We start from the raw sequence: 25,347 nt of genomic DNA, 5'->3' as shown, positions 1-25,347 counted from the left end.
GGTAACACTATAAAGGGAGCATAGCGATGAGCACGTCAGACGATACCAATAAAGCCGCATCGGTCGGCAAGTGTCCGTTCCATCAGGGCGGCGTCGATCACAGCGCGGGTGCAGGCACTGGCAGCAAAGAGTGGTGGCCTAAACAACTGCGCATTGACCTACTTAATCAACATTCCGGGCGTTCAAACCCCTTGGGTGAAGACTTCGACTACCGCAAAGAATTTAGCAAGCTTGATTACTCTGCACTTAAAGGCGATCTGAAAGCACTTTTAACCGACTCTCAACCGTGGTGGCCAGCCGACTGGGGCAGCTATGCGGGCCTGTTTATTCGTATGGCCTGGCACGGTGCAGGGACCTATCGTTCCGTTGACGGACGTGGTGGCGCCGGGCGTGGCCAACAGCGCTTTGCGCCGCTGAACTCCTGGCCTGATAACGTAAGCCTCGATAAAGCTCGCCGTCTGCTGTGGCCCATCAAGCAAAAATATGGGCAAAAAATCTCCTGGGCTGACCTGTTTATTCTCGCGGGGAACGTGGCGCTGGAAAATTCAGGCTTCCGCACTTTTGGTTTTGGTGCCGGGCGTGAAGACGTCTGGGAACCGGATCTGGACGTAAACTGGGGTGACGAAAAAGCCTGGCTGACCCATCGTGACCCTGAAGCGCTGGCGAAACGCCCGCTGGCGGCTACCGAAATGGGGCTGATTTACGTGAACCCGGAAGGGCCAAATGCCAGTGGTGAACCGCTGTCTGCGGCGGCGGCTATTCGCGCCACTTTTGGCAACATGGGGATGGACGATGAAGAGACCGTAGCGCTGATTGCGGGCGGTCATACGCTGGGTAAAACCCACGGTGCGGGTGAAGCAACGCATGTTGGCACCGATCCAGAAGCCTCGCCGATTGAAGCGCAGGGCTTGGGCTGGACCAGTACGCATGGTACGGGGATAGGTGCGGACGCCATCACTTCCGGCCTGGAAGTTATCTGGTCGCAAACCCCGACCCAGTGGAGCAACTACTTCTTCGAGAACCTGTTCAAGTATGAATGGGTACAGACCCGCAGCCCGGCCGGTGCGATTCAGTTTGAAGCTGTCGATGCCCCAGAAATTATGCCTGACCCATTTGACCCGTCGAAAAAACGTAAACCAACCATGCTGGTCACCGACCTGACGCTGCGTTTTGACCCGGAGTTCGAGAAAATTTCTCGCCGCTTCCTGAACGACCCTCAGGCTTTCAACGAAGCGTTCGCGCGCGCATGGTTCAAACTGACTCACCGCGATATGGGGCCAGTGTCTCGCTACCTCGGACCGGAAGTGCCAAAAGAAGAGCTTATCTGGCAAGATCCGCTGCCACAGCCGTTCTTCCAGCCAAGCGCTGCAGATATTGAAAGCCTGAAAGCTGACATTGCTGCCTCAGGTCTTTCCGTGAGTGAGCTGGTGTCCGTTGCCTGGGCGTCAGCGTCTACTTTCCGTGGCGGTGACAAGCGTGGTGGCGCAAACGGCGCGCGTCTGGCGCTGGCACCACAGCGTAGCTGGGATGTCAACGCAGCGGCTGTACGTGCTCTGCCAGTGCTGGAAGACATTTATAAAACTGCCCATAAAGCCTCTCTGGCCGATATCATCGTGCTGGCGGGTGTGGTAGGCGTTGAGCAAGCCGCCAAAGCGGCGGGTGTTTACGTCTCAGTGCCGTTTACGCCGGGCCGCGTGGATGCTCGACAAGATCAGACGGATATCGAGATGTTTAACCTGCTCGAGCCGATTGCTGATGGCTTCCGCAACTACCGTGCGCAGGTTGATGTTTCCACTACCGAGTCACTGCTGATTGATAAAGCGCAGCAACTGACGCTAACCGCACCAGAACTGACGGTGCTGATTGGCGGCTTGCGTGTGTTGGGTGCGAATTTCGATGGCAGTAAGAATGGTGTGTTCACCGAACGCGAGGGCGTTCTGAGTAACGACTTCTTCGTGAATCTGCTGGATATGAATACCCAGTGGAAAGCGACTGATGAGTCGAACGAGCTGTTTGCCGGAAGCGATCGTGTCAGTGGTGAAGTGAAATACACCGCAACCCGCGCTGACCTGGTATTTGGTTCTAATGCCGTTCTGCGCGCACTGGCAGAAGTTTATGCCAGCAGCGATGCCAGCGAGAAGTTCGTGAAGGACTTTGTCGCGGCATGGACGAAAGTAATGGAATTGGATCGTTTCGACCTGCTGTAGTTATCATGCCGGGTGGCGCCACCGCCACCCGGCAATTTCTCTATTCCCTCTCCTGCAAGAACCGCTGTCCATACTGGTCAGCAACCAGTAACGCCGCGTAAACCTGATCCGGTGACACGCCGCCTGGCATGTTGTGTATAGTTTCTCCGTTTGCACAAGACGCCTCGGCTATCAGACGCATTTTGGTCGGGATATCCTCTTTAATGTTTAGCTGTGCCAGCGTAATTGGCAAGCCGACGCGATGGCAAAGCGCCGCAACGGTTTCTATTTCTTCAATCGGCGCATTTTCCAGTACCAGCTGCGTCAGCGTGCCAAACGCGACTTTCTCCCCGTGATAGCAGTGATGCGCATCCGGTACGGCCGTCATGCCGTTATGAATGGCGTGTGCTGCCGCCAGTCCGCCACTTTCAAAGCCCACGCCGCTTAAATAGGTATTTGCTTCGATAATGCGTTCCAGGGCCGGAGTAACGACGTGCTGCTCCGCTGCCAGCATCGCTTTTTCACCCTCTTCAACCAGCGTGTTGTAGCATAGCTCCGCCAGCGCCAGGGCAGCCTGAGTACACTTGCCGCCAGCCATGGTCGTGGCCCCGCTTCGGGAGCAGGCGCGCGCTTCAAACCAGGTTGCCAGTGCATCGCCAATCCCGGCCGCCAGCAGACGTGCCGGCGCACCTGCCACCACGTTGGTGTCAACAATGACCATGTTTGGGTTGTGCGGCAGCATCAGGTAGTGATCGAACTCGCCGCTGTCGGTATAGATGACGGAAAGGGCGCTGCACGGTGCGTCGGTAGAGGCGATAGTGGGTGCAATGGCGACCGGTACGTTCATAAAATGCGCCAGCGCTTTGGCGGTATCCAGCGTTTTACCCCCGCCGATGCCCAGTACCGCCATACAGTCGGCGCTGTCCGCCAGTTTTTTTAACCTGTCGATTTCATTTTGCGAACACTCGCCGCCAAAGGGCGCGATTTCGGCATGTAGTTGCGCCTTTTCGAAGCTGTGACGCAGGGTTGCGTCTGCAAATCCCAGCACAAATTTATCGCCCACCACCAGCCAGCGATTAGCCAGCGGTTTCAGGTAATCGCCGAGGCGGGTGAGAACATCCGCGCCCTGAATATATTTTCCGGGCGATTGAATAATACGGTCCATAACGGTCCTCCCTTAGAGGTTGAGGTTGCCAAACGCGTTTTTCCAGTCTTGCTCGAACTTCTCTATAGCTGACTCTACTGCCGGGGCGCTGAGCATTTGTTGCGCTACATCTAAAGGAAGCGTTATTGCTTCACATCCGGCAAGCAGACAGTCCAGTGCCTGACGTGGTGTTTTGAAGCTGGCAGCCAGCACCTTGCTTGCTGGCGCATGCCGCGCCAGCAGGGATTGCAGCTCTTGTACCATGCGAATACCGTCCCCGCCCTGGGCGTCGACGCGGTTTACATACGGTGCGACATATTTTGCTCCCGCCAGCGCGGCCAATAGACCCTGCGCTGCGCTGTATACTGCGGTGCCAAGCGTGGTAATACCCTCTGTTTTGAGCATTTTTATCGCAACAAGCCCTTCGGCAGTCACCGGGATTTTCACCACGATCCCCGTAATCGCCTGGCTCAGGCGTTTGGCCTCCGCCACCATGCCTTCGGCGTCCCGGCTCATGGTCTGGGCGAACAGCGTGCCCTCTGGCCCGATGGCCTGTTGCAGACGCGGCAGCACCGTCCGGAGAGTTTCACGACTGGCAGCGACAATGCTCGGGTTAGTGGTGACTCCCGCAATGGGAAAAATGCGCGCCAGGCGCTCGACTTCTGCCACGTTGGCGGTATCCAGGTACAGTTCCATCACGCTTCCTCGGTTAAAGTTCTAATTCGTGTTGCAGCAGGGAGACAATGGCTTCCTCTGAGCTGGCGTTGACCAGCGCGCTGCGGAAATCTTCATGCATGATGCGGCGCGCCAGGCGGGAGAAAATACGCATGTGCTGGTCGCCTGCGCCATGTTTGTTCAACGTGAGCATAATGATGAACTGGGCTTCTTCCTCACCCCACTTGACCGGCGCGTTAAGGCGCGCCACGCTGATGGTGGACTGCTCAATATGCTCGGATTTGCTGTGCGGAATGGCGAAACTAAAGCCAAGCCCGGTGGAGAACACGGCTTCACGCGCCCACAGATCGGCCTCCAGTTTGCGGGGATAGCGGCAACGTTCTGCGAGCAGCAGGTTATCGGTCATGCCTTTCATGACCTCTTCTTTACTGTTCCAGTCGTTATCCAGCGAAATGCAGCGTGGCGTCACCAGCGGTGCGTCCTGCTGATTCATGCGGAACTGTGCGAGAAGATGTTCCACTTCAAGCGATGTCCGACAGGCCATCGCCTGGTTGAGCAACTGACGGCAGGCGCGGCCATCAAGCTGTGCCAGACGTGCTTTGGTGGCCGGAATAGCTGGCGAACCCATACTCAGCTCATCAAGACCCAGCCCAACCAGCAGTGGCAATACCGAGCCTTTTGCGCCCAACTCACCGCACAGACCAATCCATTTTCCCTGGCGATGCACGGCCTGCACCGCGTAATCAAGCGCACGCAGGAAGGCCGGATTCAGGCTGTTGTAATGGCGCGTCACTTTCGTGTTGTCACGGTCGACGGCCAAAAGATACTGCGTCAGGTCATTGCTGCCGATACTAAAGAAATCAATCTCTTCACAGCATTGATCGATGATGAACATCACCGATGGCACTTCGAGCATGATGCCAAGGGGGATCTTTTCCTCAAACGGTACATGCTCAGCGCGAAGCTGCTGCTTTGCTTCGGCGAGTTTTTCTTTTACCCACAGGATCTCTTCCATTGAGGAGATCATCGGGATCATGATCTTCAGGCTGCCGTGGGCAGAGGCGCGGAGGATCGCCCGCAGTTGGGTGGTGAAAAGGGTGGAATACTCTTCATAAATGCGGACGGCACGATAGCCGAGGAACGGATTATTCTCCGGCGGAATGTTCAGATAATCCACGGGCTTATCCCCACCGATATCCATGGTGCGGACAATAATGCTGCGCCCGTTTGCCCCTTTAAGCGCCTGACAAAAAATGTTGTAAAGCTCATTTTCACCGGGCGCGCTGGTACGATCCATATAAAGCATTTCGGTACGGAACAAGCCGACGCCTTCCGCGCCGTTGCTAAATGCCGTCTGAGCTTCAACTGCATGAGCAATGTTTGCGGCAATTTCAATGCGCAGGCCGTCGGCGGTTCTGGCCTCACGGTCGAGCCAGATACTGTGTTGCTCACGTATCGCCTGCTGAACCCGCGCTTCCTGCCGGTAGTAGCGTGCTACCGCGTCGCTGGCGTTCACCACCACCGCACCGGCATTGCCATCTACGAAGACAAGCTGATCACGCCATGGCAAAAGGCTTTCACTATCGACACCCACCAGCGTTGGGATATTAAAGGAACGTGCAAGAATAACGGTATGCGAGGTCGTTCCACCGCTTTTTAACAGTAGCCCTGTGAGTAAGGATTTATCGAGTTCCAGGAACTGCCCGGGGGTAAGGTCATCTGCCAGACAGATGCCCGGCTGAGTGAGCTGTCCCTGAGCCGGAAATCGCTGTTCTCCATAGATATGCTGCAACAGTTGATAGCAAACATCGCGCACGTCCAGCACCCGTTCCTGCAGGTAACTACTGCCTGAACGTGAGAACTCAGCGCAGAAATGGTTTGCCGTCGCGATTGTGGCTTGTGCGCAACTGAGCCCCTGGTTCACGCCAGCAAGCAGGTGTTGGCGCAGTGAGGTATCGGTAGCAAGCGAGCGATGTGCTTCCAGAATTGCGCTGGCCGTGCTGTCGCTATCCAGGGCGCGCAGCGCAATACTTTTGACCAGCAGGTTAAGGCCGTTATCCAGCGCTGCCTGCTCTTCGTCTGCGTTTTTTGCGCCGGGTAAATTGGTCAGCGTGTTAAGATCCAGTGAGGTCAGCAACGTCAGCGTGCCCTGCGCGCTACCGCTGCACACCGGCAGGCCGCGGAACAGCGTCGGGTTAAGGCGCAGAAGAGATTCCGGCAGTGCATCTAGCTCGGTATTGATCGCCACGCTAAGCGGCACATCACAGTGCGGGAACTCATCTCGTAGCCATTGTTCGAGCCGTTGGTGCGCTTCCTGCTCATCTTCGCCATGGATAACCAGGCGGCAGGCATCCCCCGCCAGCGTATCGGTGCCAATCAGCGCAAGTGCGCTTTTGGCATTGCCTTTGCGCTCTGTACGCAGGTTGTACCACTCCATTTGCGAGATAAATGTATTGCACAGCGTTTCGATTTGACTTGCAGGGCGTGCGTGAACCCCGTTGGGCAATACACAGGTAAATTCCACAACCAGAGCCATACAGACACTCCTGAAAACTATCGTTCATCAATGGGAACAGCATACGGGTGCGATGACGAAACGCGCCATGTGACAAATCTGCCAAAAACTGGATAAATGTAATGTTTGGTTGAAAGTGAGAGTTGACTCACAGGATGGGCGTACCGTCTTCATGCGAGCGTATTGTGAAATGTCGAGGCGGATCGCATTTTTATTTTAATATTACAAAAATCCAGTAAATGCCCATTTTGTCTCCTGTCCGATGCCTTTCTGATTGCCTATTGTTGGCACACATCTTTATGGGTATTGGTCTGGAGCGACATATGAAAGAGTTGGTGCATATTCTCAAGAACACGCGACAGCATCTGATGACTGGGGTGTCGCACATGATCCCGTTCGTGGTGGCGGGCGGTATCTTACTGGCGGTTTCGGTCATGCTTTACGGCAAAGGGGCAGTACCGGACGCATTAACCGATCCTAATCTGAAAAAACTCTTCGATATCGGCGTGGCGGGTTTAACGCTGATGGTACCTTTCCTTGCCGCCTACATTGGCTATTCCATCGCCGAGCGTGCCGCGCTGGCTCCTTGCGCCATCGCGGCGTGGGTCGGCAATAGCTTCGGGGCGGGTTTCTTTGGGGCAATTATTGCCGGGATCCTCGGCGGAATTGTGGTCTGGTATCTGAAAAAACTGCCGGTACCGAAAATCCTGCGCTCCGTCATGCCTATCTTCATCATTCCAATCATCGGCACAGGTATCACCGCGGGCATCATGATGTGGGGGCTGGGCGAGCCTGTGGGCGCATTGACGTCCGGTTTGACACAGTGGCTGCAGGGAATGCAGCAGGGCAGCATCGTTGTTCTGGCCATCATTCTTGGCCTGATGCTGGCCTTCGATATGGGCGGCCCGATTAACAAAGTGGCTTATGCCTTCATGTTGATTTGCGTTGCTCAGGGTGTCTACACCGTGGTGGCTATCGCGGCGGTAAGTATCTGCGTTCCACCGCTGGGCTTAGGCCTGGCGACGCTGATTAACCGCAAAAACTTTTCTGGCGAAGAGCGTGAAGCGGGTAAAGCGGCGCTGGTAATGGGCTGCGTGGGCGTCACCGAAGGGGCGATTCCCTTTGCCGCCGCTGACCCGCTGCGCGTCATACCATCTATCATGCTGGGCTCTGCGTGCGGAGCAGTAACGGCTGCCATGATGGGCACCCAGTGTTACGCCGGATGGGGGGGGCTCATCGTTCTTCCCGTGGTGGAAGGCAAGCCTGGCTATATCGCGGCAGTTGCCGTGGGGGCGATAGTCACCGCCATCAGCGTAAACGTTCTCAAGAGTATTGCCCGCAAGAATGCCAAACAGATTAAGGACAAAGATGACGACCTGGGTCTGGATTTCGAAATCAACTGAGAGAGGTAGAGAACATGGCTCGAATTATTGCAGTAACGGCATGTCCGTCTGGCGTTGCACATACCTATATGGCTGCAGAAGCGCTGGAAAGTGCCGCTAAAGCCAAAGGCTGGGACGTGAAGGTTGAAACGCAGGGGTCGATTGGTCTTGAAAACGAGTTAACCATGGAAGACGTTGCCGCTGCGGATATGGTGATCCTGACCAAAGATATCGGCATTAAATTCGAAGAACGTTTTGTGAGTAAAACTATTGTACGCGTCAATATCAGCGACGCGGTAAAGCGTGCCGACGCCATCATGAACAAAATCGATGCTCACCTGGCACAAACAGCCTGATGTCCACCGCCCTTCGGGGCGGCTTGTTATCCCGATACAGGAGTTCCCTCATGACGAATCGTACCCAGCGTTTGAAAAACGCGCTGTTCGCCAGTCCGCGCGAAATCTCGCTTGAACGTGCTTTGCTCTATACCGCCAGCCATCGGCAAACGGAAGGCCAACCGGTTATTATCAGGCGCGCGAAAGCCACGGCGTATATTCTCGATCATGTGGAAATCACGATTCGTGACGAGGAACTGATTGCCGGAAACCGCACCGTTAAGCCGCGCGCCGGGATCATGTCACCTGAGATGGACCCGTACTGGCTGCTAAATGAGCTGGATCAGTTTGCCACACGCCCACAGGACCGCTTCGACATTAGCGATGAAGTTAAACAGGTCTACCGTGACGTTCTCTATCCCTACTGGGAAAAACGGTCGATGAAGGATTTTATCAACGGTCAGATGACGGATGAGGTGAAAGCCGCGGTAGGGACACAGATTTTTAGCATTAACCAGACGGACAAAGGGCAGGGGCATATCATTATTGATTATCCGCGCTTGCTGAATAATGGCCTGGGCGCGCTGGTGGCTGAAATGCGCGAACACTGCGCGCGTGATACCCAGAACACTTTTTATACCGCGGCGTTGATTCTGCTTGAGGCGTCCCAACGTCATATTCTGCGTTACGCAGCCCTGGCTGAAGCGCTAGCCCAGATCGGCGAGGCGCCTCGCCGTGCGGAATTACTGACGATGGCCAAAATTGCGCGGCATAACGCGGAGCATAAGCCGCAAACCTTCTGGCAGGCATGCCAGCTGTTCTGGTACATGAACGTGATTTTGCAGTATGAATCCAACGCCAGCTCGCTCTCCATCGGGCGTTTCGACCAGTATATGCTGCCGTTTTACCAGGCGTCACTCAGGCAGGGTGCAGAGCCTGCATTCCTGCAAGAGCTGCTGGAATCCTTGTGGGTGAAGTGCAACGACGTGGTGCTTTTACGCTCTACCAGCAGCGCCCGCTATTTTGCCGGGTTCCCAACCGGCTATACCGCATTGTTGGGCGGCCTGACGGAAAGCGGGCGCAGTGCGGTGAATGAACTTTCTTTCCGGTGCCTGGAGGCTTACCAGAGCGTTCAGCTTCCTCAGCCAAATCTTGGCGTGCGGGTGAATGAACTTATCGACCGGCCTTTCCTGCTTAAAACAGCGGAGACGATTCGTCTTGGCACCGGTATCCCACAGATTTTCAACGATGAAGTGGTCGTGCCTGCATTTTTGAACCGTGGCGTGTCACTGGAAGATGCGCGTGATTACGCCGTTGTAGGCTGCGTTGAACTGTCAATCCCGGGAAAAACTTACGGCCTGCACGATATCGCCATGTTCAACCTGCTGAAAGTGATGGAGATCGCTTTGCAGGAGAACGAAGGTAATCCTGAACTGAGTTATGAGGGGTTGCTGGAGCATATTCGAACCAAAATTAACCATTACATAGCGCTGATGGTTGAAGGAAGCAATATTTGCGATATCGGCCATCGCGACTGGGCTCCTGTGCCATTGCTCTCCTCTTTTATCAGCGATTGTCTGGCCTCAGGGAAAGACATCACCGACGGTGGCGCGCGCTATAACTTCTCCGGCGTACAGGGGATCGGGATTGCGAATCTGAGCGACTCCCTTCATGCCCTTAAGGGGCTAGTATTCGAACAGCAGCGCTTAAGTTTTGATGCGCTATTAGCCCTATTAAAAGCCAATTTCTCTGCTCCTGAGGGAGAAAAAGTGCGAGCGCGGCTGATTCATCGCTTCGAAAAATACGGCAATGATATCGACGACGTTGACAACATCAGCGCTGAACTGCTGCGCCACTACTGTAAAGAGGTCGAAAAATACCGGAATCCGCGCGGAGGGCAGTTCACGCCAGGATCCTATACCGTGTCCGCTCATGTGCCACTTGGGGCGGTAGTCGGCGCCACGCCGGATGGCCGTTTTGCGGGCGAGCAACTGGCGGACGGCGGGCTTTCACCCATGCTCGGTCAGGACATGCTGGGCCCGACGGCGGTACTGAAATCAGTAAGTAAGCTCGATAATTATCTGTTATCTAACGGGACCTTGCTGAACGTGAAGTTTACACCCGCGACGCTGGAGGGGGATGCCGGGTTGCAAAAACTGGTCGATTTCCTTCGCGCGTTTACCCGGCTTAAATTACAGCATATTCAGTTCAACGTGGTGAATGCCCAAACGCTGCGTGAGGCGCAACAACGTCCACAGGATTTTGCCGGATTGGTTGTGCGGGTTGCCGGGTACAGTGCCTTCTTTGTTGAGCTGTCGAAGGAGATTCAGGATGACATTATTCGCCGCACAGCGCATCAGCTGTGAAGTTGTTGAAGCGCGTGTTGATGTGGCGCGCATTTTTAACATTCAGCGTTATTCGTTGAATGACGGCGAGGGCATTCGTACGGTGGTCTTTTTTAAAGGCTGCCCTCATCGCTGCCCGTGGTGCGCTAATCCGGAGTCGATTTCCGCCAAAATAGAGACGGTGCGCCGGGAGAGCAAATGCTTGCACTGCGCTCCCTGCCTGCGAGATGCTGACGAGTGCCCGTCGGGCGCGTTTGAGCGCATTGGTCGCGATGTTACGCTGGATGAACTCGAACGTGAGGTAATGAAAGACGATATCTTCTTTCGCTCTTCGGGCGGTGGGATCACGCTTTCTGGTGGGGAAGTGCTGATGCAGGCGCCTTTTGCGACAACCTTTTTGCAGAGGCTACGTCGCTACGGGGTGCCTACCGCCGTTGAAACGGCGGGCGATGCGCCGCTGTCCCGCTTACTGCCCCTGGCTCGACAGTGTGATGAAGTCCTGTTTGATTTGAAAATGATGGACCCGGAGGAAGCGCAGGCTGTGTTGGCAATGAATTTGTCCAGGGTGCTGGATAATTTCCTGCAACTGGTGGACGCGGGGGTAAACGTGATCCCCCGCGTACCGCTCATACCGGGTTATACCCTTACTGAAACCAACATGGCACGCGTGTTGGCGTTTCTGCTACCTTCAGGGATACGCCAGTTGCATTTACTGCCGTTCCATCAGTACGGAGAGCCCAAATACCGTCTGCTGGGGCAGGAGTGGAGGATGCGTCAGGTTAGTCCTCCAACAGAACATGAGGTTGCGGCGATGCGGCTTATGGCGGAGCGTGAAGGATTTCATGTCACCGTAGGAGGGTAAATATGACGACAGTTATGGGCCGTTATCTGGTGGCGGTGACCGCCTGTGTCAGCGGCGTTGCGCACACTTATATGGCTGCTGAAAAGCTGGAAAAAAATCTGCCAGCAGGAGAAATGGTCCGTTCGCATTGAGACGCAGGGTGCATTAGGTATTGAAAGTGAATTGACGGATGAAGAGATTCGGCGTGCCGATATCGTATTGCTTATCACCGACATCGAACTGGCGGGGGGTGAACGCTTCGAGCATTCCCGCTACGTAAAGTGTGGGATTAGCGCCTTCTTAAGCGATCCGCAAAAGGTGATGGCTGCGGTACGTAAAATTTTATCCGCACCGCAATATACGCAAATCACTCTGAACTAACCGATTTTCCGGTGAGCTGGCTGTGATACTGGCGACGGTACTCTGAGGGCGAGCGCTCCGTTTTTTTACGGAATAACCGACAGAAATAATTACTGTCGATGAATCCGCAGGCATGCGCCACCTCTTTCACTTTCAAATCATATCCTTTTAGCAACTGACGCGCGTGCTCCAGCCGGGTGTTCGTCAGGTATTCGTTAAAACCTACCGCGCCTGTTTTCTGAAAAAGATGCGACAGGTAATTAGGCGAGATGTAAAACGCCTGCGCAACAGACTCCCGGGTTAGAGGGGCGGTGAAATGTTCATCAATGTAGACGCGGATAGCTTCAAAGAGAGCCTGACTACGGGAAGCGGTCTGAATCTGGCTGCCCAGCAGATCCACGCAGTGGCTTAGCAGGCTAGTGACAAGTAGCCGCGCGGTTTGCTGCTCATGAGGCTGCATTTGCATTTCATGGAGCGCCTGAAGCAGGAACGAGCCGATACGCGGACCACGTCGTGCAACATGCTGTTTCGCCAGATTGCGAATTTCTACGCCATTCCAGTGCACAAGGCTAAACCCAAGCTGCTGTTTACCAAACAGAATGCTCAACGTTGTCACGGGTGTTTGCCACTGCGGGTCATTCCAGCCTCCGGCTGGTACATACAGGACATCCCGCTGTTGTAAAACGGGCGCTGCGCGATCTTCAACTGAGCCTTCAATCACGATTTCCAGGCGGGGAAAATCAACCTGCAGGGCCAGTTCAGGGGCGGAAGAGGATGTGTTGGCAAAATGTACCTGACGCAGCGGCAACGTGCCGTTGAGCAGGTCGGTCAGGATTTGAGTGATATCGGGTTGCATGCTGAGACTACCAAAAGTTGCCGGGTAAGCATGAGCGTTACCCGGCATAAGCATTAGCCGGTGTTGCGCATACCTGCCGCAACGCCTGCAATCGTAACCATCAGCGCCTGTTCAACGCGTGGATCCGGCTCTTGACCTTCCTCTTCAGCCAGACGTGAACGGTGTAACAGTTCCGCCTGCAGGACGTTCAGCGGGTCGGTGTAGATATTACGCAACTGGATTGATTCGGCAATCCACGGCAGGTCTGCCATCAGGTGCGAGTCGTTGGCGATATCCAGCACCACTTTGATGTCACCCTCTAGCAGTTCACGCAGCTCGTTGCCCAGCGCCCACAGCTCAGGTTTCACCAGACGCTGATCATAGTATTCCGCCAGCCACAGGTCGGCTTTCGAGAAGACCATCTCCAGCATACCCAGGCGAGTGGAGAAGAAAGGCCAGTCGCGGCACATGGATTCCAGCTCGTTCTGCTTGCCGTCTTCCACCACTTTCTGTAGCGCCGCCCCCGCACCCAGCCAGGCTGGCAGCATCAGACGGTTTTGCGTCCAGGCGAAGATCCACGGTATTGCACGCAGAGATTCCACGCCACCGGTCGGGCGGCGCTTAGCCGGACGTGAACCTAGCGGCAACTTACCCAGTTCCTGCTCAGGGGTGGCTGAACGGAAGTAAGGCACAAAATCTTTGTTTTCCCGCACATAGCCGCGGTACAGATCGCAGGAGATATCCGACAGCTCGTCCATGATGTAGCACCAGGACTCTTTCGGTTCAGGCGGTGGCAACAGGTTCGCTTCCAGAATCGCACTGGTGTAAAGCGACAGGCTGCTGATGGTCCCTTCCGGTAAACCGTATTTGAAGCGGATCATCTCGCCCTGCTCGGTGACGCGCAGCCCACCCTTCAGGCTTCCCGGTGGTTGTGACAGCAGTGCCGCATGAGCAGGCGCACCGCCACGACCAATGGAACCACCGCGACCATGGAACAGGGTCAGTTCAATACCGGCTTTCTCGCAGGTCTTGATCAGTGCGTCCTGAGCCTGATACTGCGCCCATGACGCTGCCATTACGCCCGCATCTTTCGCGGAGTCGGAATAGCCAATCATCACCATCTGTTTGCCCTGAATAAAGCCGCGATACCAGTCGATGTTAAGCAACTGCGTCATGACATCGTTGGCATTGTTCAGGTCGTCGAGGGTTTCGAACAACGGGGCTACCGGCAGGGAATAGTCGATACCTGCTTCTTTGAGCAAGAGGTGAACACCGAGGACGTCGGACGGGGTCTTCGCCATGGAGATCACATAGGCGGCGACCGAGCCTTTTGGTGCATCAACGATCGCTTTACAGGTGTTGAGCACCTCGCGGGTTTCATTGCTCGGCGCCCAGTTGCGCGGCAGCAGAGGGCGCTTGGAATTCAGCTCGCGGATCAGGAAAGCCTGCTTATCAGCCTCTGACCAGCTTTCATAGTCACCGATGCCGAGGTAGCGCGTCATTTCGCCCAGCGCTTCGGTATGACGGGTACTTTCCTGGCGCACATCAATACGCACCAGCGGCACGCCAAAACATTTCACGCGCCTGAGGGTATCGAGCAGTTCACCGTTGGCTATAATGCCCATACCGCAGGCCTGCAGAGATTGGTAACAGGCGTAGAGCGGGTCCCATAGCTGTTCGTTTTGGCTCAGCAGACCTTCTGGTTTCGGCAGCCGCTGGCCTTTAAGGCGCGCTTCCAGCCAGGCCTGGGTGGCCAGCAGCTGGCTGCGCAGTTTTTTCATCAGATAACGGTACGGCTCGCTGGCACCCTCTTCGCCAGCCAGTTCGCGCAGTTCTGGCGTCGCTTCCACCATCGATAGCTCGGAGATCAGCACCTGAATATCTTTCAGGAACAGGTCGGTGGCTTTCCAGCGGCTTAGTAGCAGAACATGGCGGGTGATTTCTGCCGTAACGTTCGGATTACCATCGCGGTCACCGCCCATCCACGAGGTGAAACGTACGGGAACAAAGTCAACCGGCAGGCGGTAGCCCAGGTTCTCCTCCAGCTGTTCATTCAGCTCGCGCAGGTAGTTGGGAACACCTTCCCACAGGCTGTTCTCCACGACTGCAAAGCCCCATTTGGCTTCATCAATCGGGCTTGGACGATGCTTACGAATTTCATCGGTGTGCCAGGACTGCGCAATCAACTGGCGCAAACGGCGCATTAGCTGGTTACGCTCGTAATCGGCGATATCTTTGTTATCCAACTGTTTCAGGCAGTTGTTCACTTCCACCATTTTGTGGATCAGCGTGCGACGGGTGATTTCGGTTGGGTGCGCGGTCAGGACCAGCTCTAGCGAAAGGGATTCCACTGCTTGTTTAATAATGGCTTCGTTGAGGTCTGGCTGATCTTTGAGCTTTCTAAGGGTGCGGGCAATGACTTCCGGGTTGCTAGCAGCTTCACCTTTTGGCGAAATGCTGTGATATTGCTCAGCGGTGTTCGCCAGGTTCAGGAACTGGCTGAACGCACGAGCCACAGGCAATAGCTCATCGTTTGACAGATTCTGCAAGGTAGTGAGCAGTTCCTGACGATCGGCCTCGTTACCTGCACGGGAAGATTTGGACAGCTTGCGGATGGTTTCAACGCGGTCGAGAATGTTCTCCCCCAACGCATCTTTGATGGTATCTCCAAGCACTTTGCCGAGCATACTGACATTACTACGCAATGCGGAATATTGTTCGTTCATAAAAACCCAGTCACCCCATCATTTTTGTTTATGCCCAATCGAGAATCTTTTGGGCATTATTCTGTCATCTCCCTTTATAAAGCCACGTAAAACCCCCTTCGTCAATTGCTGCGAAAACGGTTCAGCAAACGAATAAATGTGGGTAATTTACGAAAGTTAATTCGCTTTGCATCAGATAAGAGTTGCTTATGGAAATGTGATGAAGATCGCGGGATTTCTCCCCTCCCCCAGTCCTCTCGCCAAAGGGATGAGCGCAGGGGGAGGGGAACCGTTTTAATGCCAGCAGAAGTGGTGCACAACCTGGGTAATTAGCTCGCGGGTTGGCTTGATAAAGCGGGTTTCCAGGTATTCATCCGGCTGGTGGGCCTGGTTGATAGAGCCTGGGCCTAGTACCAGCGTCGGGCACAAGGCCTGTATAAACGGCGCTTCGGTACAGTAGTTCACTACGTCGGTTTTTTCGCCGAGCAGCTTTTCTACCACCTGAACCAGCTGATGATCCGGCGGGCACGCATAGCCCGGGATTGGCGGATGCAGTTCAGAAACCGTCAGGCGACCGGGCCAGCGTTCACTTACCGGAGCCAGAGCTTCCGTCAGCAAGCCATCTAAATCGCTTAACGTCATGCCTGGCAGCGGACGGATATCCATGTGCAATTCGCAGCAGGCGCAGATACGGTTAGACGCATCGCCGCCGTGCAGGCTACCAAGGTTCAGCGTGGGATAAGGAACGGTGAAGGCTTCATAGTGATAACGCTCTTTTAGCGAGTCGCGTAGCGCCATGATGCGGCCAATGGCATCGTGCATCAGCTCAATGGCATTTACGCCGCGCGCCGGATCGCTGGAGTGGCCAGATTGGCCCAACACGCGTACTGCGGTAGAGATATGGCCTTTATGCGCGCGAATGGGCTGCAGGGAGGTCGGTTCACCAATGATGGCGCAATCCGGGCGAATCGTCGTATTTTCAGAGAAATAGCGCGCGCCCGCCATGCTGGTCTCTTCATCGGCGGTAGCGAGAATGTAAAGCGGCTTTTTAAGCGTGGTCACGTCGACGTCACGCAGCGCGTCGAGGATAAACGCGAAGAAACCTTTCATGTCGGTGGTGCCCAGCCCGTAGAGCTTATTGTCATGCTCGGTCAGGGTGAACGGATCGCGCGTCCAGCGGCCATCGTCAAAAGGGACGGTATCGGTATGGCCGGCCAGCAGAAGACCGCCCGCACCGTGTCCGGTGCTGGCGAGCAGGTTAAATTTGTGGCGTGTTCCGGGGACCGGCTGTATCTCAACGTTGAACCCAAGTTCGCTAAACCAACCCGCCAGCAGATTGATTAAAGACTCATTGCTCTGATCCAGCGATTCTTCTGTCGCACTGATGGAGGGTGTGGCAATCAGGGCGCGGTAAATCTCGATAAATGGCGGTAAGTTCATTTTCATTGTTGACACACCTTAGGTCGTGATAGTATCAATATTCATGCAATAAATGTGAATAAAAATACATTAACGTTGAGCATAAAGGAACCCAATGTTGAATACGCTGATTGTAGGCGCTAGCGGTTATGCGGGCGCAGAGCTTGTAAGCTACGTGAATCGCCATCCAGATATGACCATAACCGCTTTGACCGTGTCAGCGCAAAGCAATGATGCAGGAAAGTTAATTTCCGATTTGCATCCACAGCTTAAGGGCATTGTCGATCTGCCGCTGCAGCCGATGTCTGACATCAGCGAGTTCACCGACGGCGTAGACGTGGTCTTTTTAGCTACCGCGCACGAAGTCAGCCATGACCTGGCGCCGCAATTTCTGGTGGCCGGCTGTGTGGTGTTCGACCTCTCCGGGGCCTTTCGCGTTAACGACGGCGCATTCTACGAAAAATATTACGGTTTCACTCATCAGCACCCGGAGCTGCTTGAGAAAGCGGTGTACGGACTGGCGGAGTGGAGCGCAGGCAAACTGAAAGAAGCGAACCTGATTGCTGTGCCGGGCTGTTATCCGACGGCAGCGCAGCTCTCCCTGAAACCGCTTATTGACGCAGGTTTGCTGGATCTCAACCAGTGGCCGGTGATCAACGCCACCAGTGGCGTGAGCGGAGCCGGGCGCAAAGCCGCTATCGCGAACAGCTTCTGCGAAGTGAGCCTTCAGCCGTATGGCGTGTTTAACCATCGCCATCATCCAGAAATCACCACCCATCTGGGCGCGGACGTCATTTTTACCCCGCATTTGGGCAGCTTCCCGCGTGGGATCCTCGAAACCATTACCTGCCGCCTGAAACCGGGCATTACCAAAGAGCAGATTGGCGAGGTCTTTGCGCAGGCTTATACAGATAAACCGCTGGTGCGCCTGTATGACAATGGCGTCCCGGCACTGAAAAACGTAGTCGGCCTGCCGTTCTGCGACATTGGCTTTGCCGTCCAGGGCGAGCATCTGATCGTGGTAGCCGCAGAAGATAACTTACTTAAAGGCGCTGCCGCTCAGGCAATGCAGTGTGCAAATATTCGTTTCGGCTTCCCTGAAACGCAGTCTCTTATTTAAGGTGTGATGATGAACCCATTAATTATCAAACTCGGTGGTGTACTGCTGGATAGCGAAGAAGCGCTGGAGCGTCTTTTTACGGCGCTGGTGAATTATCGCGAATCACACCAGCGTCCGCTGGTAATTGTTCACGGCGGCGGCTGTGTGGTTGATGAACTAATGAAAGGACTCAACCTACCGGTGAAAAAGAAAAATGGCCTGCGTGTGACGCCTGCCGATCAGATTGACATCATCACCGGCGCGCTGGCGGGAACCGCAAATAAAACGCTGCTGGCATGGGCGAAAAAACATCACATTACCTCCGTTGGCCTCTATCTGGGCGATGGTGACAGCGTAAAAGTGACTCAGCTCGACGAAGCGCTCGGCCACGTTGGACTGGCGCAGCCGGGCTCGCCTGAACTGATTAACACGCTGCTTGAAGGCGGGTTCCTGCCCGTAGTGAGCTCTATCGGTGTGACCGAAGAGGGTGAGCTGATGAACGTCAATGCGGACCAGGCGGCAACCGCGCTGGCGGCAACGCTGGGCGCAGACCTGATCCTACTTTCCGACGTGAGCGGTATTCTTGATGGTAAAGGCCAGCGTATTGCCGAGATGACCGCAGCAAAAGCCGAGCAATTGATCGACCAGGGCATTATCACCGACGGCATGATCGTCAAAGTGAACGCCGCGCTGGATGCCGCACGCGCGCTCGGCCGTCCGGTGGATATCGCCTCCTGGCGCCATGCGGAGCAACTGCCGGCGCTGTTTAACGGCACGCCGATCGGCACGCGTATTCTGGCTTAAGATTTTAGTGAATGACCATAGGCCGGGTAAGCGTAACGCCACCTGGCGGAACTAACGAATAAAGGAAGCATGTTATGGCACTTTGGGGTGGGCGTTTTACTCAGGCAGCAGATCAACGGTTCAAACAGTTCAACGACTCTTTGCGCTTCGACTACCGCCTGGCCGAACAGGATATCGTCGGCTCTGTGGCCTGGTCCAAAGCGCTGGTAAAGGTGGGTGTGTTGACCGTAGATGAACAGCTTCAACTGGAAGAGGCGCTAAACAAACTGTTGGAAGAGGTGCGTCTGGATCCGCAGCAAATCCTCCGGAGCGATGCCGAAGATATTCACAGCTGGGTGGAAGGCAAACTCATTGACAAAGTCGGCCAGTTGGGTAAAAAACTGCATACCGGCCGCAGCCGTAACGACCAGGTCGCGACCGATCTGAAGCTGTGGTGTAAAGATACCGTTGCTGAACTGCTGGCTGCTAATCGCCAGTTGCAGAGCGCGCTGGTGGACACCGCGCAGAACAACCAGGATGCGGTGATGCCGGGTTATACCCACCTGCAGCGCGCGCAGCCGGTGACGTTTGCACACTGGTGTCTGGCCTACGTTGAGATGCTGGCACGTGATGAAGGCCGTCTACAGGATACCCTCAAGCGTCTGGACGTTAGCCCGCTGGGCAGCGGTGCGTTGGCGGGTACCGCTTATGACATCGACCGTGAACAGCTGGCGGGTTGGCTGGGCTTTGCGTCGGCTACCCGTAACAGTCTGGACAGCGTGTCCGATCGTGACCACGTGCTGGAACTGCTCTCCAACGCCTCTATTGGCATGGTGCACCTGTCGCGTTTTGCTGAAGACCTGATCTTCTTTAACTCCGGCGAAGCGGGTTTTGTTGAGCTATCTGACCGCGTGACCTCCGGCTCGTCCCTGATGCCGCAGAAGAAAAACCCAGATGCGCTGGAGCTTATTCGCGGTAAGTGTGGCCGCGTGCAGGGCGCGCTGACCGGTATGATGATGACGCTGAAAGGACTGCCGCTGGCGTATAACAAAGATATGCAGGAAGACAAAGAAGGTTTGTTCGACGCGCTCGACACCTGGCTTGACTGCCTGCATATGGGCGCGCTGGTACTGGACGGCATTCAGGTGAAACGTCCGCGTTGTCAGGAAGCGGCGCAGCAGGGTTACGCTAACGCTACCGAACTGGCGGATTATCTGGTTGCTAAGGGTGTACCGTTCCGCGAAGCACACCACATTGTGGGTGAGGCGGTGGTGGAAGCCATTCGTCAGGGGAAACCGCTGGAAGATCTGACGCTGGGCGACCTGCAGAAATTCAGTGCGGTCATCGGAGATGATGTCTATCCGATTCTGTCCTTGCAGTCGTGTCTGGATAAGCGTGCGGCGAAAGGCGGCGTATCACCTAAGCAGGTGGCGCTGGCGATTGCGGATGCGAAAAAGCGGTTGGTTTAAACCGTGCTGGCATGATTTTGTGGGAAACCCTCAGCCCACGGGGAGAGGGAGCAAACACTAAAAATTGGCAACTTCGGTTGCCATTTTGCTTTATCCCCGGGCTTTTTTACGCAAAAAAATGCGGACCACGGGGTCCGCAAAAGTTCACGTTGGCTTTAGTTATTCGAGTTTTGAGAGAAACTCGTTTGACGAGGCGGGACGTTAAGGGGTTAAACACGTCCCGCCTCGTCTATGTGCTGTATTATTCAACAGAATGCTTGATAGGGATAATCGTTGGTTGCTATGCTATCTATCGCCATGAACTATCGTGGCGACGGAGGATGAATAATGAATATTCGTGATCTTGAATACCTGGTAGCCTTAGCTGAGCACCGACATTTTCGCCGCGCGGCTGATTCCTGCCACGTTAGCCAGCCCACGCTAAGCGGTCAGATCCGCAAGCTGGAAGATGAGCTGGGCGTGATGCTGCTGGAGCGCACCAGTCGTAAGGTACTGTTCACACAGGCAGGTCTTCTGCTGGTGGATCAGGCGCGCACCGTGCTGCGCGAGGTCAAAGTGCTTAAGGAAATGGCAAGCCAGCAGGGGGAGGCGATGTCCGGGCCACTGCATATTGGCCTGATCCCAACCGTTGGCCCTTATCTGTTGCCGCAGATCATTCCGATGCTGCACCAGACGTTCCCGAAACTCGAAATGTACCTGCATGAAGCGCAAACCCATCAGCTACTGGCGCAGTTAGATAGCGGTAAGCTTGATTGCGCCATTCTGGCGCTGGTGAAAGAGAGCGAAGCCTTTATCGAAGTACCGCTGTTCGATGAGCCAATGATGCTGGCGATCTATGAAGATCACCCCTGGGCGAACCGCGATCGCGTGCCGATGGCCGATTTGGCCGGTGAAAAACTGCTGATGCTGGAAGACGGCCACTGCCTGCGCGATCAGGCGATGGGCTTCTGCTTTGAAGCGGGTGCTGACGAAGATACCCATTTCCGCGCAACCAGCCTGGAAACGCTCAGAAATATGGTGGCGGCGGGAAGTGGAATTACGCTGCTGCCTGCATTGGCAGTCCCGCGAGAGCGTAAACGAGATGGTGTGGTCTATCTGCCGTGCATTAAACCCGAGCCGCGCCGCACGATTGGGTTGGTTTATCGCCCCGGCTCACCGCTGCGCAGCCGCTATGAGCAGCTGGCAGAGGCCATCCGCAGTTCGATGGATGGCCATTTCGAAAACGCGTTAAAACAGACGGTTCAGACCGTTTAGGGCCGCGACCCGATAGGCTTCTGCCATGGTCGGGTAATTAAAGGTGGTGTTAACGAAGTACTCAATGGTGTTACCACCCCCTTTTTGCTCCATTATCGCCTGGCCGATATGAATGATTTCCGCCGCGCGTTCACCAAAGCAGTGAATACCGAGGATCTCTTTCGTTTCGCGATGGAATAGAATTTTCAACGTACCTACGCTCATTCCTACGATTTGCGCGCGCGCCAGATGTTTAAACTGCGCACGACCCACCTCGTATGGCACCTTCATTGCCGTTAGCTGCTGCTCGGTTTTACCCACAGAGCTGATTTCCGGAATGGTGTAGATGCCCGTCGGAATATCTTCAATCAGATGCGCCGTCGCTTCACCTTTCACCAGCGCCTGCGCCGCAATGCGCCCCTGGTCGTATGCCGCTGACGCCAGGCTCGGGTAACCAATCACGTCGCCGACGGCATAAATATGCGGCAGCGCGGTTTGGTACATGCTGTTGACCTTCAGTTGACCACGGCTGTCGGTTTCCAGACCGATATTTTCAAGGCGCAGTGAATCGGTGTTACCGGTGCGGCCGTTGGCATACAGCAGACAGTCTGCTTTCAACTTTTTACCGGACTTCAGGTGCATGATCACACCGTCGTCGCAGCTTTCGATCTTCTCGTACTCTTCGTTGTGGCGAATAACCACTCCGCTGTTCCAGAAGTGGTAGGACAGTGAGTCCGACATCTCTTGATCGAGGAAGGCCAGCAAACGGTCGCGGGTGTTAATAAGGTCAACTTTGACCTCCATTCCCCGGAAGATAGACGCGTATTCACAGCCAATCACCCCCGCACCGTAAATAATCACATGGCGGGGTTCGTGGTGCAGGCTGAGGATGGAGTCGCTGTCGTAGACGCGCGGATGCGAGAAATCGACATCCGCCGGATGGTACGGGCGTGATCCACAGGCAATAACGAACTTTTCGGCGGTGATGGTCTCGACCGAGCCGTCGTGGCACTCCAGCGCCAGGGTGTGTTCATCCACAAAATGCGCATTACCCTGCAGAATTTCACAGTGGTTACGTTCATAAAAACCCTGACGCATCTGAGTCTGCTGGTTAATGACGGCGTCCGCGTGATTCAGGATGTCGGCAAAGGAAGAACGAAGAAGCCGGGAGTGATCGCTGTAAAGAGGGTTTTGGTTAAATTCAATAATGCGGCTAACGGCATGGCGGAGGGCTTTCGAAGGGATGGTGCCCCAGTGGGTGCAACCGCCGCCAACATTATGGTAGCGCTCAATAACCGCTACTCTGGCTCCCTGTTTTACCAGACCCATAGCAGCGCCTTCGCCGCCGGGGCCGGAACCAATAACTATTGCGTCGTAATCGTAGGAATGTGGCATGGCAAGGCTTACCTGTTCTTATACATAAAAGCAACAGAATCATAACATCATTGCCAGGGTAACCCAATTATCGTTGTGCTTTTTTCGGGCAGTGGAGCACAAACCGCCCGTAAACAATCATTCACAAAGCAGTGCAAACAGATTAATTTTATTCTCTGGTATAGTGCCATCAGACCTTTGGAAGGATTCAACTATTGTGATGGGCGTAAGAGCACAACAAAAAGAGAAAACCCGGCGTTCGCTGGTGGAAGCCGCATTCAGTCAACTGAGCGCTGAGCGGAGTTTTGCCAGTTTAAGCCTGCGCGAAGTCGCACGCGAGGCGGGGATTGCGCCAACGTCCTTCTATCGTCACTTCCGTGATGTGGATGAACTGGGCCTGACCATGGTCGACGAGAGCGGGCTGATGCTGCGCCAGTTGATGCGTCAGGCGCGTCAGCGTATCGCTAAAGGGGGCAGCGTGATCCGCACCTCCGTATCGACATTTATGGAATTCATTGGCAATAACCCCAACGCATTTCGCCTGCTGTTGCGTGAGCGTTCGGGCACTTCGGCGGCGTTTCGTGCCGCTGTCGCGCGTGAAATTCAGCATTTTATTGCGGAACTTGCCGACTATCTTGAACTCGAAAATCACATGCCGCGTGCGTTTACCGAAGCACAGGCAGAAGCCATGGTCACTATTGTCTTCAATGCCGGGGCAGAAGCACTGGATGTGAGTGTTGAGCAACGCAAACAACTCGAAGAGCGACTGGTATTGCAACTGCGCATGATCTCAAAAGGAGCGTACTACTGGTATCGACGTGAACAAGAGAAATTGGCACATCAAACCGATCGGTGAAGGTGAGTAATGAAACAGTCAGGTCAGGATAAGGGTACGTTGTTGCTGGCATTGATCGCTGGCTTATCTATTAATGGCACATTTGCGGCTGTTTTCAGCGCGATTGTGCCCTTTTCGATTTTCCCGCTCATCTCGCTGGTGCTAACGGTTTATTGCCTGCATCAACGCTACTTAAACCGCACTATGCCCGTCGGGTTGCCGGGGCTGGCTGCCGCCTGCTTTATTTTGGGCGTGCTACTGTTTAGTACCGTGGTGCGCGCGGAGTATCCGGATATCGGGTCTAACTTCCTGCCTGCGGTACTGTCTGTTGCGCTGGTGTTCTGGATTGGCTCGCGCCTACGCAGGCGTAAGCGCCACCTGCCGGAGTAAAGCGAGAACAAAATTACCGTGCGCTAAGCAATACCCCGCACTCCATGTGGTGCGTATACGGGAACTGATCGAATAACGCCAGACGTTCAACCTTATGCGTCTGGCTCAATGTTTCGAGATTTTTGCACAGGGTTTCAGGGTTGCAAGAGATGTACAAAATACGCGGGTACGCCTGCACCATCTTTTCGGTTTCGCTGTCCAGACCACTGCGCGGCGGATCGACAAAAATCGTCTCACACTGATAGCTCTTTAAATCGATTCCCTGCAAACGGTTAAACTCGCGTACGCCATTCATAGCCTGCGTAAACTCTTCCGCAGCCATACGAATGATCTGCACATTATCGATATGGTTGGCGGCAATATTGTATTGTGCGGCTGCGACGGACGGCTTGGCGATTTCGGTTGCCAACACGCGCTCAAAGTTACGCGCCAGCGCCAGCGAGAAGTTGCCATTACCGCAGTACAGTTCCAGCAGGTCGCCCGTTGACCCTTGTGTCGCATTTAGCGCCCACTCCAGCATCTGCACGTTCATCGCGGCGTTCGGTTGGGTGAAGCTATTTTCCACCTGACGATAAACCATCTCTTTTCCTGCCACCGGCAGACGTTCGTCGACGTAATCCTTATCCAGCATGATTTTGGTTTTGGTCGCGCGGCCTATCAGATGAACGTTGATATTCTGCGCTCGCAGGATATCACGCAGCGCTTCTGCCTGTTCGCGCCATTCATCGTTCAGCGCTTTGTGGTACAGCAGGGAGACAATGGCCTGATTACTTTGTGTCGTCAGATAGTCAATCTGAAACAGCTTATGGCGCAGCAGCGGATTGTTACGCACGCCTTCTATCATCAGCGTCATTAACTGGTTAATGAGTTCGCTTGCCGCCGGGAAGCTGTCCACGCGAATGCGGGATTTGGTTTGTTGATCGAAAATGATGTGGTACAGGTCATCGCCGTCATGCCAGATACGGAACTCAGCACGCATACGGTAGTGGCTGACAGGCGAGCGGAACACCTCGGGAACGGGCGCGTTGAAAGGCGTCATCATACTTTGCAGGCGGACAACTTTCTCTGCCAGCTGTGCGTCGTACTGTTCTGTCGGGAGGTGTTCGGGGGTCATGATGCGTCCTGAATGATAAAGAATTACGCGGGGATTGTAGGCATTGTGTACGGGATGTCCAGATTTAATGGGTAATAGCTATCTGGACATCCATACGTGTCTAATTGTAGCATTCTGTTTCCGGTCTCCTGAGAGTAAAAAGGGAATCCAGTGTAAATCTGGAGCTGACGCGCAGCGGTAAAGACTGGCGGGATGAATGTTGTAGACACTGTGAAAGCGGGAAGTCGTCATCTGTAAAACGCCACCTAGCCCGAAGACCTGCCGGGATCACGTCGCATCTGGTTTCATCATCGCGTGCTATAGATGAG

General features: G+C 54.8%; 19 protein-coding genes, 1 pseudogene and 1 riboswitch. Of the genes and pseudogenes, 12 read left to right on the top strand and 8 right to left on the bottom strand.

What is annotated here, in order from left to right; all coding sequences use genetic code 11:
* Positions 1-26 precede the first annotated feature (26 nt).
* Positions 27-2,207 (top strand): catalase/peroxidase HPI, encoded by a 2,181-nt coding sequence (gene katG / locus NL510_RS22405; protein ID WP_253380494.1) that lies wholly within the window; start codon positions 27-29, stop codon positions 2,205-2,207.
* 40 nt (positions 2,208-2,247) lie between these two features.
* On the opposite strand, the gene gldA is transcribed toward katG, so the two are convergent.
* Genes gldA through ptsP form a run of 3 tightly spaced genes read right to left on the bottom strand, consistent with a single transcriptional unit; the run spans position 2,248 to position 6,541 of the window.
* Positions 2,248-3,351, bottom strand: coding sequence for a bifunctional L-1,2-propanediol dehydrogenase/glycerol dehydrogenase (gldA, locus tag NL510_RS22400; RefSeq protein WP_253380493.1), 1,104 nt, complete (start codon positions 3,349-3,351; stop codon positions 2,248-2,250).
* Positions 3,352-3,363: 12 nt separating this feature from the next.
* Positions 3,364-4,026 (bottom strand): fructose-6-phosphate aldolase, encoded by a 663-nt coding sequence (fsa, locus tag NL510_RS22395; protein WP_253380491.1) that lies wholly within the window; start codon positions 4,024-4,026, stop codon positions 3,364-3,366.
* Positions 4,027-4,039: 13 nt separating this feature from the next.
* Positions 4,040-6,541 carry a phosphoenolpyruvate--protein phosphotransferase gene (gene ptsP, locus NL510_RS22390; RefSeq protein ID WP_253380488.1) on the bottom strand — a complete coding sequence of 834 codons (2,502 nt, stop codon included), beginning with the start codon at positions 6,539-6,541 and terminating at the stop codon, positions 4,040-4,042.
* Between the two features lie 302 nt (positions 6,542-6,843).
* On the opposite strand from ptsP, the gene NL510_RS22385 reads away from it, so the two are divergent.
* From NL510_RS22385 to NL510_RS22365, 5 genes and pseudogenes are all read left to right on the top strand, one after another.
* Positions 6,844-7,923, top strand: a complete 1,080-nt coding sequence (locus tag NL510_RS22385) for a PTS fructose transporter subunit EIIC (RefSeq protein WP_253380486.1) — start codon at positions 6,844-6,846, stop codon at positions 7,921-7,923.
* Positions 7,924-7,937: 14 nt separating this feature from the next.
* Complete coding sequence (locus NL510_RS22380) at positions 7,938-8,258, top strand: PTS fructose-like transporter subunit IIB (RefSeq protein WP_253380484.1); 321 nt, start codon at positions 7,938-7,940, stop codon at positions 8,256-8,258.
* Positions 8,259-8,308: 50 nt separating this feature from the next.
* Positions 8,309-10,603, top strand: coding sequence for a formate C-acetyltransferase (locus NL510_RS22375; RefSeq protein WP_253380482.1), 2,295 nt, complete (start codon positions 8,309-8,311; stop codon positions 10,601-10,603).
* Positions 10,569-11,444: a [formate-C-acetyltransferase]-activating enzyme gene (locus NL510_RS22370; protein WP_253380480.1), complete on the top strand. Its 876-nt coding sequence runs from the start codon at positions 10,569-10,571 to the stop codon at positions 11,442-11,444. Before NL510_RS22375 ends, NL510_RS22370 begins: the two co-directional genes overlap by 35 nt.
* Before the next feature lie 14 nt (positions 11,445-11,458).
* Positions 11,459-11,804, top strand: a pseudogene (locus NL510_RS22365) (PTS fructose-like transporter subunit IIB).
* Here NL510_RS22365 and NL510_RS22360 read toward each other — a convergent pair.
* The 3 genes from NL510_RS22360 to argE form a co-directional block, all read right to left on the bottom strand.
* On the bottom strand, positions 11,791-12,639 hold the full coding sequence (locus NL510_RS22360; RefSeq protein WP_253380478.1) for a helix-turn-helix transcriptional regulator: 849 nt from the start codon (positions 12,637-12,639) through the stop codon (positions 11,791-11,793). The pseudogene NL510_RS22365 and the gene NL510_RS22360 overlap by 14 nt on opposite strands.
* A 53-nt stretch (positions 12,640-12,692) precedes the next feature.
* Positions 12,693-15,344, bottom strand: a complete 2,652-nt coding sequence (gene ppc / locus NL510_RS22355; RefSeq protein ID WP_253380476.1) for a phosphoenolpyruvate carboxylase — start codon at positions 15,342-15,344, stop codon at positions 12,693-12,695.
* A 273-nt stretch (positions 15,345-15,617) separates the two neighbouring features.
* The gene (argE, locus tag NL510_RS22350) at positions 15,618-16,769 is read right to left on the bottom strand and encodes an acetylornithine deacetylase (RefSeq protein WP_253380474.1); all 1,152 of its coding nucleotides are present in this window, start codon (positions 16,767-16,769) and stop codon (positions 15,618-15,620) included.
* A gap of 88 nt (positions 16,770-16,857) precedes the next feature.
* On the opposite strand from argE, the gene argC reads away from it, so the two are divergent.
* From argC to oxyR, 4 genes are all read left to right on the top strand, one after another.
* Complete coding sequence (gene argC / locus NL510_RS22345; protein ID WP_253380472.1) at positions 16,858-17,862, top strand: N-acetyl-gamma-glutamyl-phosphate reductase; 1,005 nt, start codon at positions 16,858-16,860, stop codon at positions 17,860-17,862.
* Between the two features lie 6 nt (positions 17,863-17,868).
* Positions 17,869-18,645 carry an acetylglutamate kinase gene (gene argB / locus NL510_RS22340; protein ID WP_253380470.1) on the top strand — a complete coding sequence of 259 codons (777 nt, stop codon included), beginning with the start codon at positions 17,869-17,871 and terminating at the stop codon, positions 18,643-18,645.
* Between the two features lie 74 nt (positions 18,646-18,719).
* Complete coding sequence (gene argH / locus NL510_RS22335) at positions 18,720-20,093, top strand: argininosuccinate lyase (protein WP_253380468.1); 1,374 nt, start codon at positions 18,720-18,722, stop codon at positions 20,091-20,093.
* A gap of 327 nt (positions 20,094-20,420) precedes the next feature.
* Positions 20,421-21,347, top strand: a complete 927-nt coding sequence (gene oxyR, locus NL510_RS22330; RefSeq protein ID WP_253380467.1) for a DNA-binding transcriptional regulator OxyR — start codon at positions 20,421-20,423, stop codon at positions 21,345-21,347.
* On the opposite strand, the gene sthA is transcribed toward oxyR, so the two are convergent.
* Positions 21,321-22,721, bottom strand: coding sequence for a Si-specific NAD(P)(+) transhydrogenase (gene sthA / locus NL510_RS22325; protein ID WP_253380465.1), 1,401 nt, complete (start codon positions 22,719-22,721; stop codon positions 21,321-21,323). The two genes, oxyR and sthA, sit on opposite strands and share 27 nt — an antisense overlap.
* A gap of 196 nt (positions 22,722-22,917) precedes the next feature.
* Between sthA and fabR the strand changes: the two genes are divergently transcribed.
* Together fabR and NL510_RS22315 are read left to right on the top strand one after the other, a co-directional pair.
* Positions 22,918-23,556 carry an HTH-type transcriptional repressor FabR gene (gene fabR / locus NL510_RS22320; RefSeq protein WP_253380463.1) on the top strand — a complete coding sequence of 213 codons (639 nt, stop codon included), beginning with the start codon at positions 22,918-22,920 and terminating at the stop codon, positions 23,554-23,556.
* Positions 23,557-23,565: 9 nt separating this feature from the next.
* Positions 23,566-23,925, top strand: a complete 360-nt coding sequence (locus tag NL510_RS22315; protein ID WP_253380461.1) for a YijD family membrane protein — start codon at positions 23,566-23,568, stop codon at positions 23,923-23,925.
* A gap of 13 nt (positions 23,926-23,938) precedes the next feature.
* On the opposite strand, the gene trmA is transcribed toward NL510_RS22315, so the two are convergent.
* A complete protein-coding gene (trmA, locus tag NL510_RS22310) occupies positions 23,939-25,039 on the bottom strand; it encodes a tRNA (uridine(54)-C5)-methyltransferase TrmA (protein WP_253380459.1) in 1,101 nt (366 codons plus the stop codon).
* 104 nt (positions 25,040-25,143) lie between these two features.
* Positions 25,144-25,319: riboswitch (cobalamin riboswitch) on the top strand.
* Positions 25,320-25,347 lie beyond the last annotated feature (28 nt).

This window comes from unidentified bacterial endosymbiont (assembly GCF_918797525.1).
In the GTDB taxonomy this organism is placed as follows: domain Bacteria; phylum Pseudomonadota; class Gammaproteobacteria; order Enterobacterales; family Enterobacteriaceae; genus Enterobacter.
Note: the sequence above shows the minus strand (reverse complement) of the source record. Positions and strands in the feature narration are given on the sequence as shown.